General features: G+C 62.1%; 11 protein-coding genes. 8 read left to right on the top strand and 3 right to left on the bottom strand.

The window, feature by feature from the left end; genetic code table 11:
* Positions 1 to 12: 12 nt before the first annotated feature.
* Positions 13 to 1,341 carry a sigma 54-interacting transcriptional regulator gene (locus ASD07_RS32255; RefSeq protein WP_055923436.1) on the top strand — a complete coding sequence of 443 codons (1,329 nt, stop codon included), beginning with the start codon at positions 13 to 15 and terminating at the stop codon, positions 1,339 to 1,341.
* A 29-nt stretch (positions 1,342 to 1,370) separates the two neighbouring features.
* On the opposite strand, the gene ASD07_RS00195 is transcribed toward ASD07_RS32255, so the two are convergent.
* Complete coding sequence (locus ASD07_RS00195) at positions 1,371 to 3,587, bottom strand: hypothetical protein (protein WP_055923434.1); 2,217 nt, start codon at positions 3,585 to 3,587, stop codon at positions 1,371 to 1,373.
* A 388-nt stretch (positions 3,588 to 3,975) separates the two neighbouring features.
* On the opposite strand from ASD07_RS00195, the gene ASD07_RS00190 reads away from it, so the two are divergent.
* The 4 genes from ASD07_RS00190 (at position 3,976) to ASD07_RS00175 (ending at position 12,081) form a co-directional block, all read left to right on the top strand.
* On the top strand, positions 3,976 to 8,649 hold the full coding sequence (locus ASD07_RS00190; RefSeq protein WP_082507024.1) for a YDG domain-containing protein: 4,674 nt from the start codon (positions 3,976 to 3,978) through the stop codon (positions 8,647 to 8,649).
* A gap of 42 nt (positions 8,650 to 8,691) precedes the next feature.
* Positions 8,692 to 10,335, top strand: a complete 1,644-nt coding sequence (locus tag ASD07_RS00185) for a ShlB/FhaC/HecB family hemolysin secretion/activation protein (protein ID WP_055923430.1) — start codon at positions 8,692 to 8,694, stop codon at positions 10,333 to 10,335.
* Between the two features lie 76 nt (positions 10,336 to 10,411).
* On the top strand, positions 10,412 to 10,828 hold the full coding sequence (locus ASD07_RS00180; protein ID WP_055923427.1) for a response regulator: 417 nt from the start codon (positions 10,412 to 10,414) through the stop codon (positions 10,826 to 10,828).
* A gap of 182 nt (positions 10,829 to 11,010) precedes the next feature.
* Complete coding sequence (locus ASD07_RS00175) at positions 11,011 to 12,081, top strand: trypsin-like serine protease (RefSeq protein WP_055923425.1); 1,071 nt, start codon at positions 11,011 to 11,013, stop codon at positions 12,079 to 12,081.
* 5 nt (positions 12,082 to 12,086) lie between these two features.
* Here ASD07_RS00175 and ASD07_RS00170 read toward each other — a convergent pair whose 3' ends face one another.
* Positions 12,087 to 13,301, bottom strand: a complete 1,215-nt coding sequence (locus ASD07_RS00170) for a PepSY domain-containing protein (protein ID WP_055923424.1) — start codon at positions 13,299 to 13,301, stop codon at positions 12,087 to 12,089.
* Between the two features lie 12 nt (positions 13,302 to 13,313).
* Positions 13,314 to 15,446 (bottom strand): TonB-dependent siderophore receptor, encoded by a 2,133-nt coding sequence (locus ASD07_RS00165; protein WP_055923422.1) that lies wholly within the window; start codon positions 15,444 to 15,446, stop codon positions 13,314 to 13,316.
* A gap of 198 nt (positions 15,447 to 15,644) precedes the next feature.
* On the opposite strand from ASD07_RS00165, the gene ASD07_RS00160 reads away from it, so the two are divergent.
* The 3 genes from ASD07_RS00160 (at position 15,645) to rodA (ending at position 19,338) form a co-directional block, all read left to right on the top strand.
* A complete protein-coding gene (locus ASD07_RS00160; RefSeq protein WP_055923420.1) occupies positions 15,645 to 16,484 on the top strand; it encodes a universal stress protein in 840 nt (279 codons plus the stop codon).
* 16 nt (positions 16,485 to 16,500) lie between these two features.
* Positions 16,501 to 18,111, top strand: coding sequence for an alpha/beta hydrolase (locus tag ASD07_RS00155; RefSeq protein WP_055923419.1), 1,611 nt, complete (start codon positions 16,501 to 16,503; stop codon positions 18,109 to 18,111).
* A gap of 132 nt (positions 18,112 to 18,243) precedes the next feature.
* Positions 18,244 to 19,338 carry a rod shape-determining protein RodA gene (gene rodA / locus ASD07_RS00150; RefSeq protein WP_055923418.1) on the top strand — a complete coding sequence of 365 codons (1,095 nt, stop codon included), beginning with the start codon at positions 18,244 to 18,246 and terminating at the stop codon, positions 19,336 to 19,338.
* The last annotated feature ends 89 nt before the right edge of the window (positions 19,339 to 19,427 follow it).

Raw genomic sequence — 19,427 nt, 5'->3', positions numbered from 1 at the left:
GGAGATTCCCGCATGCTGGACCTGGATGCCACGCTGGTAGGATCTAGTCCTCCGATACAAGCTTTGCGTGCATACCTGCCCAAAGTCGCGCGCTCATCGGCCTCGGTACTGATCACCGGCGAAACCGGGACCGGCAAGGAATGCGTTGCGCAAGCGATTCATGCGCTCAGTCCGCGTAGCCGGGCCAATTTCGTGGTGGTCAACTGCGCCGCCCTGCCCGATACTTTGATTGAGTCCGAGCTTTTCGGCCATATGCGCGGCGCCTTCACCGGCGCACACGCCAACGCCCGCGTCTCCGGCGCCCGGGCCTGGCTGGCGGAACGTTTTCCCGGCGCTTTTGTCGTGCAGGGCGGCGAAGCGGAAGCCTTCCCTACTCCCGCCTCCGAAATGACGCCCGAAGAGCGCGCGGAGCAGCAGGCAGCGCGCGATGCCGCCACGCGGCTGCAACTGGCGCCCGGCGCCGGCATGCCAAGCCCCGCGGCCCTTCGTACCGTACTAGGACTCCAGCCGCAGGACGAAGTTCCGGCCGGCGACCCGGAGCGGCTGGTGCCTCTTGCACGCTCATGCCTGGCACGCAACCGCCAGCAGATGCTTGCCACGATGGTGATGATGGGCTTGCAGCGCATCGTTATCGAAAGCGGCCGGCTGAATGCTTCGATGCGCTTCCATATCGACACCCGCAGCGCCGCGAATGACGACCGAGGCTCCAGTTTTGATGAGCGTAATGACCTCAGCGTTGGTGTCGGGGCGAAGGTTGGTCCCTGGGGTGTCGATGCGCGGATGCAGAACACGATCGCTTATGTTTCGACCCAGCGCACCCAGACCTCGGAGGAGATGAATACCGACCTTGACCTGAACTCCTCGGTTGAATTGCTGTTCAAGACGGACCATGTGGACCTGGAACGGCTCGCCGGCGGGCAGGCGCAGGAGCGCATCCGGGTGAATACCATCAATCCGGAGGCGGAATCGCGCTTGGCTTCTGAGGATCGGCGTGCACGGATCACCGCGCAATCCGGTGCGGAGACGGCGCGCAGTGGGCAGGTTTCGGGGCGCCTCACAGCGCCGGCACAGGCTGGACCGGTGCATGCGACGGTACCAGGCAGCGCCGAGCGCAGCACCACAGCCACGGCACCGGAAGCAGCCGCCAGCACCGCCACCACCGGAGGCACAGGCGGCACCAGCGGCACCAGCGGCACCAGCGGCACGGGAAGTACCGGCACCACAGGCTCTACAGGCGCCACCGGAGCAAACACCGCAAGCCCCACCCCGTCCGGCCCCGAGCAGCCGCTCCAGCCCCCGCCACCGCCCCCGATGGACCGCTCGCACGGCCTGGCAGCTTGAACAGGGGCTGGAGTGGTCCAAAACACCGCCTAGTTGCAGTAATCGGCGTTGATGAAGTCCCGCAAGCCGTGATGCTGGAAGATCTCGCAGTAGTCCTGCTTCCCGCCACTCGACCAGTTGGTGTGCTTGTCGAGGATTTCCATGAAGCGGTTGGCATACTCGTAGCGGTCTTTGTAGGTCGATGCCGCCATCAGGTCGGCCGCCCAATACACGATCCAGTTAAAGTCGGTATCGGTAGTTGGGCGCCAGGTCCCGCTCTGGGTCGCGCCGGTGACCTTGATGCCATGGTAGAACTCCCACAGCGCCTGTCCAACGACACGGCCGGCGTGATACGGTCCCTGGTCCGTGGTCTGGTTGACACAGAGGTAGCCGCCGACCGTCATTCGGCTTGCATCATTCTCGTGCACTTGCCCGGTTTCAGAGTGCGAGAAGTATAGCTTGTCGGTGCTCGACGGTTTATAGCCGACCCCGTAATAGCTCTGCCAGAACGCCTGCGGCACCGCAGTGCCAAGCGCACCTTCATGGATGAACTTCATCTGGTTGTTGCCGCCGCAATCGAGGTCCGAACCGAAATCGTAATATCGTTTCAGGAAGAAGTGATTCAACTCATGATGCAGATTGCTTGGGTTGTCAAAGCAGCCGCCACCTTCGCAGGATGCATTGTGATTCGACGCACCGGCAGGATCCCGATGCGCGAGACGGATCACATTCCCGCCTTCGCCCTTATTGTCGTCGGTGGTAATGGCGAAGGTGGAATTATGGACCGATCCGGAGCGGCAGGCGTCCGATACCAGGAGCACGCGCGGGAAGTCGCTGGCCGAGTCGGGCAATACGCCCATTGCATCGAGCGAGGGTTTCAGCCATTGCGAGAACTGGCGCGCCCAGTAATACGCATTCGTCTCGCCGAAAGTCTCGCTGGCGCCGCCGGGGAAGTACGGCGCAAAGTCGCGATCGGTCCTGCGGGTAGCGCGGATGAATGAGCTGCCGCTGTCCGTGCCATACGCGGCCGAACACCAGTTGCTCGCAAATTTGGTTTCGCCGCACATGGTTTCTGCCGCGCCTTCGCAGCGGTGGTCGTTCATCATGTAGAAGAAGTCGTGCTCGAGGCGGCGGTCATTGCGGGTGTACTGGCCGGTTGAAATCACTTGCGCTGGGGTAAACAGGTTGCCGCTCGGGTAGCGCCAACGATTCACCTGTGCGTCCGTGTAGGCGCGGTCGACCAGGTCGCTCACATTGAGGATGCGCCCGTTCGCTGCATCGACAATGGTGCGCCAGTGGCACTCGCCATCGCTGGATCCCGATTCAATGTCAAACACCCGAAGGCCGCGGGCGATGTCGATCGTGCGCTCGTTGCGGATGGTACGGACTTGCATTTGCTTGCATTCGGCCTGCGCCGGCGCAATCAATGCAGTTCGTGCCGCCAGTTCCGGGCTGATGCCGCCGCCGATGTCGGCACTGGTGGACTTGAGCTGCAGCTTTGCCGGTGTGAGCAGCATCCGGCTGATACCTATCACGTTCCAGTTAAGATCGAAATGCACCAGCGTGCGGCCATAAAGCACTTTTTCGTCGCCAACGTACTGCTCGATCGTCAGCTTGCGGAACAGCGGCGACGTCTGATATTCCTTGATGCGCAGCGACTGCGCGATCCGGGCCGGATCGATGTCAAACATCCTGGCATGGCGCGCCAGGAAGGCCGAGAGGATCGGCATTGCAGCGCGCTTCTCGAGCGCGAGCGTGGCCGCATCCGGTCTTTTCCAATCCACCATGCGGTCGGGGTCCGGCGCAGGCCCCTGCCGTACCTCGCGCGGCACTACCGTACCGTCGCGCGGCTTGTCGGCGCCATCGACTGTGCCCAGCGAAGCACTTGCCGCGCTGCCAGCCTCGGCAACGAATGGCAGGGCCAGGCCGTTGGTCTCCAGGTCGCGGCTGGCGATCGGGCCCTTGGATGGCAGCAGGAGGCTGCGCACCGGTTTCGCAGTCGCCGGCATGCCGAGTTTGACGAGCACCTGCATGGCATAGTCTGGGATCACGGGCTTCGCCTTCGACGCGAAACTATCGATATGCGGCCCGGCAAAGGTAAACGAGACGTCGGCATCGAGTTTCCGGTAGTCGGCCATGGCACTGGACACTGCAAGCGAAGGCGCCTCCCGAGGTGGACGCGCACCGTCGATGCTCCCTGCCTGCGCCGCACCGGCACTGAAAAGCGCTGCAATAGCGAACGGCGTGATGGAACGTGGGGTAAACATTATTTCCTCCCGGCTGAAAAGCCAAAGTTGTCTGGGTCAACCAACTTTAGAAAAGATCAGCGGCGGGCGGATTGGTGCTGGCACCTAAATTCCCCTGGGTGCGGCACCTAATTTTCTCAGGCCAGGTCGCTACAGATTTGGAAGGTGACGCGCCGCACCAACGCAGAAAACTATTTTTCGGTATTGCCGTGTGAAAACTAGTCAAATCTGTGTAAGATCGTCATTGCCGTACAGAAATAGCATCCTCCTGGTGACGCCCCACCTCTGCGCACCGCACTGCCGCCAAGGCACATCAATCAACAGCCCTGAATCCTGCTGTCCGAGTCTGGCTCCGTTTATGCAAACGCGATTGCCCGATCCGTCTCAATTCAACGTCTGAGGTAGCGTTATGAACAGGATTTTCCGAGTTGTGTGGAATGCCAGCATGGGTATGTGGCAAGTGCGTTCCGAACTGGGCGGCGCCCATGGCAAAGCGCGCGGCGCGCGCGCCACGCGCCGCGCCCTGGCGACAGCAAGCCTGGCCCTGATTGGCGGCGCGGCGTTGGCGGCAGATTTGCCGACTGGCGGCGTGGTCGTCGCCGGCCAAGGCCATATTAGCCAGCAAGGCGGCGCGATGACCATTAAGCAGGGCGGCGCCAAGATGGCCATCGACTGGAATTCGTTCTCCATCGGCAAAGGGAATACTGTCAATTTTGTACAGCCTTCCGCCTCCTCCGTCGCCTTGAACCGCGTTACCGGCAGCGATGTATCGCAAATCCAGGGGGCACTCAAGGCAAACGGCCAGGTCTTCCTGCTGAACCCCAACGGCGTCCTGTTCTCGCCGACCGCACAGGTGAATGTAGGCGGCTTGCTCGCGTCGACCCTGGACATGAGCAACCAGGACTTCATGTCCGGAAATTACAAGCTGCAGGGCGCCAGCTCGAACGCAGTGATCAACCAGGGCAATATCAAAGCCGCCAACGGCGGAACGGTCGCCCTGGTTGCAGCACGCGTGAGCAATATGGGCGAGATCTCCGCCGAGCGCGGCAATGTGCTCCTGGGCGCCGGCAGCGAAGTGCTGCTGGACCTGGGCGGCCCGATCAAGCTGCAGATCCAGAAAGGCGCCATCGATGCGCTGGTCGAAAACGGCGGCGCGGTCCGCGCCGATGGCGGCAACGTCCTGCTGACCGCAAGGGCTGCCGGCGACCTGGTCAGCACTGTCATCAACAATGAAGGCCTGGTGCAGGCACGCACCATGGCCACCGGTGAACAGGGCCAGATCCTGCTGCTGGGCGATATGCAGAACGGCCGTATCGATATCGCCGGCAAACTTGATGCAAGCGCGCCGGAAGGCGGCAATGGCGGCTTTATCGAGACCTCGGCGGCGCATGTCTCCACCGCACGCGCCGTGCAGATCGATGCCAGCGCCGCGCGCGGCCAGGGTGGTCATTGGCTGATCGATCCCTACAACTACACCATCGATACCAGCGCCGCCAGCAATATCGTCAGCGCCCTGAACCTGGGCACCAGCGTGACCGTCACTACCCAGTCCAATGTTTCGAACTACGGCAGCACCGGCTCAGGAAGCGGCGACATCACGGTCGCCAGCGCCATCGCCAAGACCAGCGGCGGCGACGCAACCCTGGCGCTGCGTGCCGACCGCAATATCATCGTCAACAGCGACATCACCTCCACCGCAGGCAAGCTTGGCGTGACCCTGAGTGCGGCCAATGCCGCCAATGACACCCTGGGCGGCGTTGACATCAATGCCGACATCAAGTCCAACGGCGGCAATATCATGGTCGGCAGCAATGCCGGCAGCCAGGTCAATGGCTTCGGTTACGCACTCAATTCAAGCTCCGGCACGGCTGCAGTTGTCCTCCAGCGTGCAAGATCCATCCTGTCCGACGGCGGCAATATCGTCATCAACGGCAAATCCGTGGTCGGTTCCAACAGCGGCAGCTACGCTGGCGTTACCGGCGGCGTGTACATCATGTCGAATGCGAACATCAACTCCGGCACCGGCAACCTGTTCATCACCGGCGTCAGTACGGCCGGCATCAAGACTTTTGGCGTCGCCTTCGAAGGCAATTCCAACACACTCACGACGGTCGGCAATTCGGCGGGCGGCGGCATGCTGCTGAATGCCTCCAATACCACGGCGGGCAATACCCAGGCAGTGCTGGACCAGGGCGCAATTGGCCTGGTCTCTTATGGCAACCGTGCGCGCGTGGCATTCCGGGGGAACTCGGTTGCCAGCTGGCTGGTGTTCGTCAACGGCGCGCCGCAGTTGTCGGCATATACCCAATCGCCGCAGTTGTCGAGCTGTGCGACGCCTTATCCGAACTGCGGGACGCTGGTCATTCCTGGCGCGAACAACAGCTACCTGTACGCGACCTACCAGGCGGTCAGCATGTCGACCCAGCCGCTTTACGTGATCCAGAATGCGGCCGGCACCAAAACGTACGACGGCAACAGCATCGCCACCGGCCTGGCATTCACCACGATGGGCGGCCCGGGAGGATTTTCCGTTTCATCGCTCACGCCGGCTGTGGCCTATACCACCAGCAGCAAGAACGCCGGTTCTTATGCCGGCTTGAACGCCGATGCCGCAAATCCGACCAGCTATACCAGCGGCGGCACCACTTACGCTATCGGCTACTTCAACACGGGCAGCTACACCATTACACCAAAGACCTTGACCCCGGCTGCCGCCAGCAAAGTATATGACGGCACGACGGCAGCCAATGTATCGGCCACCGGCGTCGTCAGCGGTGATGCGGTCAACCTGAGCGGCAACGGAACTTTCGCAAGCAAGAATGTCGGCAACTATACGGTCGACATCAGCAATATCACGCTTAGCGGCGCGGACGCCGGCAACTACGCGCTTGCCAGCACTTCTGCCAGTGCTTCCGCCAGCATCACCGCACGCGCTGTTTCCGTGGCGGCGGCAAAGACCTATGACGGCAGCACCGATATGAGTGGTTACGTCATGCTGGGGAACCTGGTGTCCGGTGAAAGCCTGAACTACACCGGCGCTGCCGCTAATAGCGCCAATGTGAATGGCGCGAGCTACCTGAATGCGATGACGCTGACCGATGGCAGCAACGGCCTTGCTTCAAACTACTCCCTGCCCGGCCTTGGATCGGCTGGTGCGGCGAACTCCGCGTCCATCGCGGCGAAAGCGTTGACCCTTACCGGTCTTGCTGCGACTGACAAAGTCTACGACGGCAATACCTCGGCAACCCTTAACGGCGGCACCCTGAACGGTTTGGTCGGTGCGGAGACTTTGAACTTCTCCGGCCTTTCCGGGATCTTCGCGGACAAGAACGCAGGTTCGGCGAAATCGGTGACGGTGAGCGGCCTGGTGCTGTCGGATGGCTCCGGCCTGGCTTCCAACTACACCATCAGCAATCCAGTTGGCGTAACCGGTTCGATCACGCCGCGTGCAACGGCAGTGTCGGGCATTACCGCGGCAGGCAAGACTTATGACGGTAGTGCGGTGGCGCAGCTTAATGCGGGCAATGCCGTGTTCTCCAACCTGGTCGACGGCGAGGCGATCAGCCTGACGGTCTCCGGCGCGTTCACCGATAAGAATGCCGGCGCCGGCAAGCTGGTGAGCATCAACAGCAGCTACGGCGGGGCGTACGCCAGCAACTACACCATTACGGACCAGGCCAGCACGACTGCTTCCATCGCACGCAAGGCATTGACCATCGTTGGCATGTCCGCAACTGACAAGACCTATGATGCGACGACTGGCGCAACCCTGGTTGGCGGCACGCTGAGTGGCCTGGTTGGTTCGGAAACTTTGAGCTTCTCCGGCCAGGCGGGGGCGTTTGCGGACCGCAACGCGGGCAGCAACAAAGCTGTTTCCGTGAGCGGTATCGTGCTGGCTGATGGCACTGGCCTGGCGTCGAACTATCAGTTGACGATGCCGGTTGGGCTTATGGCTTCGATCTTCCCGAAAGCACTGACTGTGGGCGACCTGGCCGCAGCAGACAAAGTGGAGGACGGCAATACAGTGGCAGCGCTGACCTCCGGCGGTTCGCTGGGCGGCGTGATCAGCGATGATGATGTACATATCGACAGCAGCGCGGCGACTGCGCAATTCGCACAAGCGACCCCAGGCAGCTCGCTTAACGTCAATGTGGCTGGTCTTGCACTCGGTGGCAGCGATGCAGGCAATTACAGCTTCTCCGGCAGCGGCGCGACGACGGCCAGCATCACGGCGCTGCCGGTGCCAACGCCTGTACCGATTCCAACTCCTGTTCCAGCTCCAGAGACCACGCCGGCCCCGGCGCCTGAACCAGAACCAGTCACAGTACCTGTGCCGATGCCAGTTCCAGAGCCGCTCACCATTCCGGTGCCAACGCCAGTTCCTGAACCAGTTTCGGTGCCTGTGCCAACGCCAGTTCCAGAACCAGTCAGCGTTCCGGTGCCAACGCCGGTCCCGGAACCAGTCTCCGTGCCTGTGCCAACGCCGGTTCCGGCCCCGGTTCCGGTCACGACGCCTGAGCCAACGCCGATCGTCGTTCCAGCTCCGGCCCCGGTCGTGACGCCGGCGCCAGCCCCTGTTGTGGTAGCAGCCCCGGCCGCAATCCCGGTGCCTGAGCCAACGCCCGTAGCAGCCTCTGTAGCAGCCCCTGTAGCAGCGCCTGCCCCGGCTCCAGTTGCAATCAGCGTCCCGGTTCCAGCACCAGCTGCAGCAGTATCGCCAGAACCTGCGCCTGTAGCAGCGCCAGTTCCCACGCCAATGGCGGCGCCGGCACCGGCCGTAGAACCATCGGCCATGCCAGACGCAAGGACCGCTATCGCAGCCCAGGCCGCAAGCCCCATCATCACGGGTGGCGCAACCCCAACCTTGCCCTCGCTGAGCGTCGGTGGCTTGAACTACACCGATGTCAGCGACTCCAGCAGCGTTCAATCCGGCTCCGGCAATCGTGACAACATGCCTGCAACCCAGAGCCTGACCGCTGGCCGCGACGTCAAGTTCCTGAGCGTGTTTGTGGTCTCTGGCGGCATCCAGATGCCATCTGCCGTCCCAATTAATGAAGGAACAGCGACAAACGACCAAAAGTAACGATAGAATGGAGTTGTCAATCAGACAGCGTTGAAAGCCGACATGCGACCAGCCAACACCATTCTGACCATCGCCATCTTTTACGCCTTCGCCGAGGCGGCCTTTGCCCAGCAAGGCGCGCAGTCTTTGCAGGAAAACGGGCAGCGGGAGCTGCGGGAGCCTGTTCCCGCACCACCGCTCCCGTTACCTCCCCCGCCCCCTCCCGCCACAGTCCCTCCTGGCGGACTGACGGTAACGCTGAAACAGGTAACCGTCACCGGCAATACCCTCATCCCACAGAAAGAACTCCTGCGCGAACTGGGCCCTGTGGTTGGCAGGACTTTCGACTTCGCCGGCCTGAGTGCATTGGCGGACAAGCTCTCCACTTACTATCGTGCAGCGGGCTATCCATTTGCTCGAGCGTACCTGCCGCAGCAGGATCTGCAGCAAGGCAGCCTGCGCATCGAAGTGCTGGAAGGCCGCTACGGTGCAATTACAAGCAACGGTGACAAGTCCCTCAGTCCCGCAGCACTGCGTTTCCTGTCACCACTGCAGCCCGGCAGTGTGATTGAAAGCCATGAACTCGAGCGTGTCACCCTTATCCTCGACGACCAGCCGGGCGTGCGCAGCATTCCTGTGGTGCGTCCCGGGAAGGAGGTTGGTACCGGCGACCTTGCCGTCGAAGTGCAGCGCAATCATCGTTACGCAGGCGAGATCGGGCTCGATAACAACGGCACGCGTTACACGGGGCGCACCCGCGCCCATGCCAACCTGGACATTGACAGCCCGTTTACGCTTGGCGACCAGGTCTCGCTGCAGGGCATGTACACCAACGAGCAAATGTGGTTTGGTTCCGCGGCATACGCCGTCCCGCTGGGCGCAAGCGGCTTGCGCGGCCGCGTTGGCTACAGCCGTTCCTACTACGCGTTGGCGGACAGCTTTGCGGCCCTCAATGCAACCGGCACGGCAAATGTCAGCAGCGCTGGGCTGAGCTATCCGCTGGTTCGATCCCAGCGCCGCAACCTGACCTTGTCGGCGACGCTGGAACATAAGCGCCTGCGCGACCGGCAAGGCGCCACAGACAGCAGCAGCGACAAATCGAGCAACAGCGTGCCGATTGCCATGAATTTCGACGTGCGCGACAACCTGCTGCGCGGCGGTGTCACCTACGGCGCCGTTTCATGGACGCCGGGACGCCTCAGCCTCGATGGCGCCTTATTGGAGACCGACGCAACGACCTCCCGCAGCGCCGGCCATTTCTCCAAGCTGAACCTGGACCTCGCCCGCATCCAGTCGGTGGCCGAACACGTGGACCTGTATGGACGCCTATCGGCGCAATGGGCCAGCAAGAACCTGGACTCGTCCCAGAAATTCGGGCTCGGCGGCCGGAATGGCGTGCGTGCCTATCCCGGAGGCGAGGGTTATGGCGATGCGGGTGCCCTGGTCCAGCTCGAACTGCGCTACGCTGCCGGCGCCTTCATGCCTTACGTTTTTTACGATGCCGGCCGCATCACCGCCAACCGCGAGCCATGGACCAGCGACAGCAACCACCGCTCCCTGGCCGGTGCGGGCCTCGGCCTGCGTTACGACAATCGCGCCTTCAATGCCTCACTGGTTGCTGCCTGGCGTATCCGTGGTGGGGCGCCGCGCTCCGAGCCCCATGACAGGCAGGCGATGGCTTGGCTTAACCTCGGCTATCGCTTCTGAACGCGGGAGCCGCGCGCCACGCGGCGCTGCATGATGTTAACCTGCCGGTGCTGACAGCTAGCAGACAGGGCGCGCCATGCAAAACGCTACTATCGCTCCGTTCCACAAACAGCAGCCGAAGTCCGTTTTCATCATCGACGACAACGCAATGATGCGCTCGATGATGCGCCTCGGTGCGAATGAAGCAGAACTGGCGGTTCTGGGAGAAGCCGGAACAGCCCAGGCCGGACTTGCACGATGCACGCAACTATCGCCCGATATCGTGCTGCTGGACCTCGGCCTGCCCGATGGTGATGGCCTGGAATTAATCTCCGAAATCAAAGCGCGCTGCCCTGACGTCTTCGTTATTGTCGTATCGGGCAATAACGACCAGGGCGTCGTCCAGTCGGCCGTCTCGCGCGGTGCAATGGGATTTATCGTGAAGCCCTTCAGCATCGGCAACATTACCGATACCCTGGTTGCCGCCAGGCGGCGGCTTGCAGCTCGGCAGTAACATGCCGGCGCTGTATATCAATTTGCAATGCAATGTCGGAAAGTTTTACATTTTTTCAAGCGCCTGCTGCCCCCGCAAAGTAAGTGACTGAAAGTAAAGCGGCTTATTTGCTGGGCCCGTTTATTGCTAAACGTTTTCCCAACGTATTCATTCACTGAGCAATATTCTCGGGAGGGAACGACGTGGGACCAAACATCGCAAAAAAACTGTTCGGCATGGCACTGGCGTTCATTGCTTTTGCCGGCACAGCACACGCTACGCCAGGCGGCACCATCACACCGTTGATCACATCGGGCGCACTGCCTGACACCCCTGCAGCCCACGTAGATCCCAATACTGCCGCCTCGCCTTTCTCCGGCGTGGTAAGCATCAATATCCGCTATGACGGACTGAGCTATATCTGTTCAGGTGCACTGGTCGGCAAGCGCCAGGTGGTCTCGGCTGGCCATTGCGTGGATACGAATGGCAAAGGCAGCCTGATCGACCTTAACAAGCCTGGCAACGATGTCCGCGTTGTATTCAATGCTTCCTCCACGCCGGGCGACCCTGGGCGTGCCGTAGTAACCGCGTCCAAAGTCCAGATGAATCCCAACTACGCGGGATTTGGCAATTGCCCGGCCGGCGTGTCAGGCTTTTGCGTGAACGATGACCTGGCCGTCATCACACTCGGCCAGGATGCGCCTCCGTCGGCCAAGATCTACAAGCTGGCAGGCCAGCAGTTGCAGGCCAATACCCGCCTTATCATGGCCGGCTACGGCACTTCGGGCGACGGCATCAAAGGCTACACCATCAGCCCGGACTTCCGCATCAAGCGTACTGGCCAGAACGTCGTCGACCTGTTCGATGCCGATGACGAACAGGGTTTCAGTGGACCCAACGAAGTCTGGTACGCCGACTTCGATGGCAATGGCCACGACACCTTCTGCGAATGGGGCCTGGCGTGCTCCGCACAGCTGGCCAACGATCGTGAATCTGGCATCGGCGGCGGCGATTCGGGCGGCCCCTCGTTTATCGAGCAGTATGGCGAATTGATGCTGATCGCTACCAACACCTTTGGCGGTACGCCGGATGGCATTGTTGCCGGTGCCTTCGGCACCTATTTTGGCGGCATTGCCCTGAACAGCTACCTCGATTACCTGGCCAGGGCGACCGGTGGCGCGATACAGGTGGTGCCTGAGCCTGCGAGCGCCGCGATATTTGCGCTTGGCCTGTTGGCACTGGCAGCCGCCCTCCGCCGCGGCCGGCGGCACTGAGCGCTTCACAGGGCGGGCTGCATCGCACTTTTTTGCGCTGCGGCCGCCCTCTCCCGCGACGAACGCTTGCGCCACCAGATCACCACTCCGGTGACGCTGAGCATGGCGACCACGATTCCCATGGCGGAAATCAGGATTCGCCCCGGCAGTCCGAGGATGCGGCCGGAATGCAGGGGGAACTGCGCCTGGACGAATATATCGGCCGCAGTTCCTTTCCATGGCTGGCGGTCACCCAGCAGGCGGCCATCGATGCCGTCGTAATACAGCACCGCCGGTCCCACGCCGCCAGCACCATGATCGTCGCCCGGCTTGAAGAAACTCACGCCATAAATTCCATAGGCCTGCGAATAGTACACACTGCCAGGCGGTACGGTCCATGCGCGCAGCCGGGCTTCCTGCGCGGCCTGTTGCAGGACCTTGGCATATCCAACGCGGGCCAGGTTCGGATTCCGCAAATCCCGCGGCACCCTGGTATCGAATGGCGTGGGCGTCAGCTCCGAGACAGTCTTCATCACGGGATAGAAAACTTCGCGGTACAGGTTCAGCGAGAACGCTGTAAAGGCCAGGATGAACAGCAGGCCCCACGTCCACAGGCTGACGGCCCGGTGCAGGTCGAAATTGAGCTTGGCACTGCCGCCGCCCCAGCGGACTTTCCAGGCGGGCTTCCAGCGCTGCCACCAGCCGCGGGCAGACGGCGTGCGGGCACGGACAGGCAGCGTGAGGTAGAAGCCAACGAAGCTGTCGACCGCCCAAACCATCGCAATCACGCCCATCAGCCAGATGCCCCAACGGTCCATGCCCCACATTTCAGGAATGTGCAGCGAATAGTGCAGCCGATACAGGAAGGACACCAGGGTCTCCTTGCGGATCGGCCAGACTGCTCCCCACTCACGCTTACCCAGTTCCGCGCCGCTGACGGGATCGACAAACACCTGGTTGAAGCCGCTTGCCTCAACGCCAAACCCCAACGATTCTCCCTGCCCTGCATGCAGCGGGATATACGAAACCTTTGCCTCGGGATGGCGTTGCTCGAGCTGGCGCGCCAGCTCCAGTGAAGACTGCGGCTTACCCGCCGTATGCGCCGCCATCAGGTGCGGGTTAAGCAGGTCGTCCAGCTCATGGTCCCATGAGATCACCGCCCCCGTCAGGCCGCTGATGAACAGGAAGCCCGCCGTGAGCAGGCCAAGGTAGCGGTGAACCAGGGTCCAGGTTGCGCGCATGTCGTCCTCGATTTAGAAACGGTACTTCAGGCTGGCCGAAACACTGCGTGGCGCAGCGTAAGTAATGGCGCCGTAGGCTGAAAACATGCCGAAGTGCTTTTTGTCGAACAGGTTGTTGACATTGGCCTGTAGCGAAAGCTGCTTCGTCAAGTCGTAGCGCGCCATCAGGCTGGCCAGCGCGAAGGAGTCCTGCTCGATCAGTCCATTGGTAGCCGCTGGCGCACCGGGGTCAAGCGTATAGGTACGGCTTTCCCAATTCACCCCGCCGCCTACGGTGAGCGCATCCAGGCGATAAGTGGTAAAGACGCGGAACAGCTTGCGCGGGTAGACGCTGTTGATGTCGGCGCCCGCAGCGTCTTTCGCCTTGAACTGCGAATAGCCGGCGGTGGCGTTCCAGCCGCGCGCCAGTTCGCCTGACAGCTCGAACTCGAAACCAACGCTCTTGGCCCCGTCCGCAGAACGGTAGTAGGCTTCCGGCGCCAGAGGGCCGGCACCGTCGCGGTCAACCAGGCCGGCTTCCTGGGCCAGCTTGTCCTGCTTGATCTTGAATACTGCAAGCGAGGCATTCACGCGGCCGTCCAGGAACTCGCCCTTGATGCCCGCCTCGTAGCTCTTGCCTGCCACCGGGTCGAGGATATTCCCCGCCCGGTCCTTGCGGTTCTGCGGCTGGAAAATGTCGGTGTAGCTGGCGTACGCGGACAGGCTTTCGTTGATGTCGTACACCACGCCCGCGTACGGTGTCAGTTCACGATCGTGCTTCAACCGGTAGGCGGGGCTCCAGGCTCCGACGCCTGTTTTGTCAAAGTTGGTGATGCGCGCACCGATAATCGCTTTCAACGGATCGGTGATCGAGAAACGCGAGACACCGTACAGTGCTTCCTGCCTGGTTACGCTGCTTTCGTAAAACGTCGGCGCGCCCCATTTCGGCTCGGGATAGGCGGCGCCATTCCAGGTATTGAAGTTCCCTACTGGCGGATAGCCGCTGCCGTAGTCGGCGGCGCGGCTGTCGGCGTTGAATTCCTGCTTCGAATGCATGTAGCCGACCGCCGCCTCATATTTGCGGCCCGCGAGCTCGAAAGGGCCGCTGGCGTGCAGGCTGAAATTGTCCTGATTGGTGTGGGTGATGTAGGAGCCGGCAAAAGCGCCTACGCCCAGGCCCGTCACGCGCTCCGGCACGCCGGACAGGTAAAGCAACGCTGAATCGGCTTTGCGCTCGCCCTGGCTGAAACCCGCGCGCAACGTCCAGCCATTGTCAAAGGCGTGTTCCAGGTCGGCGAATGCGTTCTCGAATTCGCTCTCCCAACGGGTCCAGTCCGCGGCGGAAGTTTTCGATGCATCCCAGTTGGTCTTGCTGCCGTCTGTGTACCAGTATGGCAGGCCGCCCCACATCGGGCCCTTGGGTTCGTTCTTCTGGCGGCTGTAGCCTGCGGACAGCACGGTACGCGGGGCCAGGTCGGCCTCCACCGTAGCGTAGAAGGTATTGCTCTTGCTCTTCAGGAGGTCAAGCCAGCTGTCGGACCGCTGGTATTCCCCGACCACGCGTGCGCGCACAGTGCCGTTGGCATTGACGCCTGAGGAAACGTCGACCATGCCGCGGCGCTCATTCCAGCGGCCAATGCCAATCTCGGCGCTGCCGGTCAGCTCCTTGCTTGTGGCGCGTTTGCGCACCAGGTTGATGGCGGCCGACGGGTTGCCGGCGCCCGTCATCAGGCCGGTCGCGCCGCGCACCACTTCCACCCGGTCGTAGATGGCGAGGCTGCCCACCACTTCGCCGGAACTCCAGGGCTGGTCCCAGGTGGTCGGCGCGCCGTCAATCTGCAGGTTGTCGATGTCGAAGCCGCGCGCAGTGAAGCCGGCGCGGTGGGTTTCGTACTGGTTGACCGAGACCCCGGTCACATTGTTGACGACATCGGTCACGGTCTGCAGCGCCTGGTCCTCAATGCGCTGCTGGGTCACCACGGACACCGATTGCGGCGTGTCGCGCAAGGACATATTCAGCGGCGTCGCAGTGCGGCTGCGGTCCGTAGTGTACGAATCCAGCTTTTGTGCAGTGACCTGGATTTGTGGCATCAGCGCCGCGTCTTCCGCAACTGCCGCCAGCGGAAAAGCCAACCCCAGCAGGACGGCCAACTTCTTCTTACCCATCGTTACCTCAGCTAATTGAATGATCTTTAGCTGGCAACAGGCTGGCTTTTATATGAAAACGCAAATGATAACCATTCGCATCTAAAAGTCAACACTTGCTTATGCAAGTTACCGGATTAGATTGAAGTTGACCCAGATCATGCCGCTGGATTGCGCAAAACCCTAGACTTTTCTTATCTATCCAACACGGAGGCTGCCATGGGCTTCAAGACCGTCGTCGTGCACGTCAATAGTTCCGCCGAAACCGAACGCAGGGTGCGGCTTGCATCCCAGATCGTGCGCATGTCCAATGGTCGCCTGGTCGGTACGGCAATGACCGGCATTTCCCGCTTCCTGTACGCCGATCACGCTACGGCAATGGGCGTCGGCATGGCCGCCCAATGCATCGACGAGGCGCGCGAGAACGCGCGTGCCAACCTGCGGCGTTTCGAGTCGCAATGCCAGATGCTTGATATGCCGTCATTCGAATCGCGCCTGCTGGATGACCAGGCCTCCGATGGCCTGGTGCTGCAGTCGCGCTACGGCGACCTGGTGGTCCTGGGCCAGGTCAACCAGGACGATCCGATTTCGCCGTTGGAAGAAGAAACGCCGGAATATGTCGCCATGAACAGCGCGCGACCGGTTCTGGTCGTGCCCTACGCCGGACATTACGAAGCGCCCTTTCAGCGCGTGCTGGTGGCCTGGGATGGCAGCATGGAGGCCACCCGTGCCATCACGGCGGCGATCCCACTAATGGAGCACGCCGGCAAGGTCACGCTGGCCGTCTTCAATGCCGGCCGCGAACCGGACACCCATGGCGGCGAACCCGGTGCCGATATGGCGCTGTACCTGGCCCGTCATGGCGTCAGCGTCGAGGTCTCCTCACAGGCAACCGCGATCGATGTCGGATCGGCCCTGCTCTCTTTCGCCGCGGACACAGATGCCGACCTGCTCGTCATGGGTTGCTATGGTCATAGCCGCTTCCGCGAAATCATGTTGGGCGGGGCATCCCGCACTGTTTTGCAAAGCATGACGCTACCGGTATTGATGGCGCATTAGGTCTATACTGGCCTGCATGCCAAATCCATTTGCCAATGTCGCCGCCGCATGGCTGGCGCATCCCTTGGAGATGGCCCGGGCGTGGCAGGAACTGGCCAGCGTCACCTGGGCCAGCGGCATGCCTGCGCCATTGGCTGAAGCAGCCGAGGGCGACGACCGCTTCAGCGACGAGGCCTGGCGCGACAATCCCTTCTTCCATGGACTGATGCAGCAATACCTCGGCTTCACGCGTACGCTCGAACGCCAGGTGTACGACACGCCTGGCGTCGCCGAGAGCGAAGCCCACAGTGCCGCATTCTGGCTGCGGCACTGGTGCAATGCGATTGCACCGAGTAACTTTGCGCTGACTAATCCAGAAGTACTGCGCCGCGCATTCGACAGCGGCGGCGCGAGCCTCAAGCACGGTTTCGAAGAATGGCTGCGCGACCTCCTGGCCGGCGATCTGCGCATGGTGGATCCGGCGCAGTTCCAGCTTGGACGCGACCTGGCAGCGACGCCGGGCCGCGTTGTGATGCGCAACCAGATGATGGAGCTGATCCAGTACGCGCCTGTGCGCCGCGAAGTACGATCGGTGCCCCTGCTCTTGGTTCCGCCCTGGATCAACAAGTACTACATCCTGGACCTGACCGAACGGCAAAGCATGGTGCGCCACCTGGTCGGGCAGGGATTCGAGGTCTTTGTCTTGAGCTGGAAGAACCCGCGCGGCGATATGCAGGAGGTGAGCTTCGAGGACCACCTGTTCGACGGCATCCTCGCGGCGATCGAGGCAGCGCGCACTGTCGCCGGCGCCCCGCAGGTACACGCGGTCGGCTACTGCATTGGCGGTACCGCCCTGTCGGCCCTCATGGCGTGGCTGAACCGGCGCCACCGCGCCGTGCGCGATATCCCGGTCGCACACTGGACCCTGCTGGCCACGCTCACCGATTTTTCCAAGCCTGGCGATATCGCCAGCTTCATTAGCGACGAAAGCGTAGCGCTGCTCGACGGCCTGATGGCACGCCAGGGCTTCCTTGATTCGCAGCAGATCGGCTGGAGCTTTCGCATGCTGCGCCCGAACACGCAGATCTGGCGCTACGTGGTGCACAAATATCTGCTTGGCGAACCGGCACCGGCGCTGGCGCCTTTGGCCTGGAACTCGGACGGCACGCGGCAACCGCGCGCCACGCATAGCTTTTGCCTGCGGCAGCTGTACCTGGCCAACCGCCTGGCCAAGGCCGATGCGCTCGACATGCGTGGCCAAAAGCTGGACCTGGGCCGCATCCGCCAACCCCTGTATGCGGTCGGTGCGGTGGCCGATCACATCACGCCCTGGCGCAGCACCTACCGCAGCGCCGCGCTGGTGGGCGCGCCGGTGCATTATGTGCTGACCGCCTCCGGCCATATCCTCGGCATTATCAACCCGCCGGGGGGCAGCGCCAAACAGCAGTACTGGTCGGCGCCCCTGGTGGCGGGCCGTGATGCCAAGGATTGGCTGGCTGTGCAATCGCCCACGCCAGGCTCGTGGTGGCAGGACTGGACCGCATGGCTGCATGGGCGCTGCGGCGAATGGCGCGAGCCGGCGCCGGAGGCCCATCCGGATTATCCGTGGTTATGTGAAGCCCCTGGAAACTACGTGCGGGAGCGTTAGCCTTGGCCTTATAATTTCGGCCATGAAAAATGAGGAAAAACAGTTCCGCCGCCGGCTTGCCATGCTTGGCGCGATCGCACTTACAGGTTTTGCCGTGCTGGCGGGCCGCGTCATCTGGCTGCAGGCCTTCCAATGAGCGGCAGTCCCCCTTTGTGGCGCCGCCTGCGGCCGGTGCTGGCTGTTGACGCGCCTTTGGCCGCCATCCTCGCCCTGCTGCTGGCAGCCGGCCTGCTCACCCTCTACTCCGCGTCAGCCGATTTTCCCGGCCGCTTTGAACTGCAATTGCGTAACGTGCTGATGGCATTGGGCCTGATGTGGACCGTGGCCAACATCCCGCCCTCGATGCTGATGCGCCATGCGGTCACGCTGTATTCGCTGGGTGTGGCCTTGCTGGTGGCGGTATTCCTGTTCGGCGTGACGAAAAAAGGTTCGACGCGCTGGCTGAACCTGGGTCACGATTTCCAGCCCTCGGAAATGATGAAGATCGCGATGCCGATGATGCTGGCGTGGTACTTCCATCGTTTCGATGGCGCCAAAGGCTGGCAGGTATTTGTCGCGGCCGCCGTGCTGTTGGCCATTCCTGTCGGCCTGATTGCCAAGCAGCCCGATTTCGGTACCGCGATGCTGGTACTGGCAGCGGGATTCTATGTGATCGTACTGGCGGGCCTGTCATGGAAGGCGCTCGCCGCACTGGCTGGCTGCGCCCTGGCGGCAGTGCCCATCGTGTGGCAGCTGCTGCACGACTTCCAGCGCCAACGGGTGCTGACCTTCCTCAATCCGGACGCAGACCCGGCGGGCAAGGGCTTCCAGATTACACAAGCTAAAATCGCCATCGGTTCCGGCGGCATGGCGGGCCGCGGCTGGCTGGACGGCACCCAGGGTCATCTCGGCTTCATCCCGGAGCGCTCCACCGACTTCATTTTCTCGGTCTTTGCTGAGGAATTCGGCCTGCTGGGCGGCATTGCGCTGCTGCTGCTGTATTCCTTGCTGATCTGGCGCGGCCTGCAGATTTCGGCCGCTGCGGTGACCCCGTTCTCCCGCCTGCTCGGTGGCGCCATCACCATGATTTTCTTCACCTATGCCTTTATCAATATCGGCATGGTGAGCGGCGTGGTGCCGGTGGTTGGCGTGCCCCTGCCCTTTTTCAGCTACGGCGGCACGGCCCTGGTAACGCTGGGCATCGGTTGCGGCATCCTGATGGCCATCCGGCGCCAAAGCGAGGCCTGAGCGCGTTACAACTGTCCGAGATTGGACAAATCCGGCGCTCCTTGTTCAAGGCGTAACGGATCCGTTGTTGAAATGACGACAAGTTTGCG

The organism is Duganella sp. Root336D2, from assembly GCF_001425005.1.
Taxonomy (GTDB): domain Bacteria; phylum Pseudomonadota; class Gammaproteobacteria; order Burkholderiales; family Burkholderiaceae_D; genus Rugamonas.
This window is presented reverse-complemented; position numbering and strand designations above follow the sequence as displayed.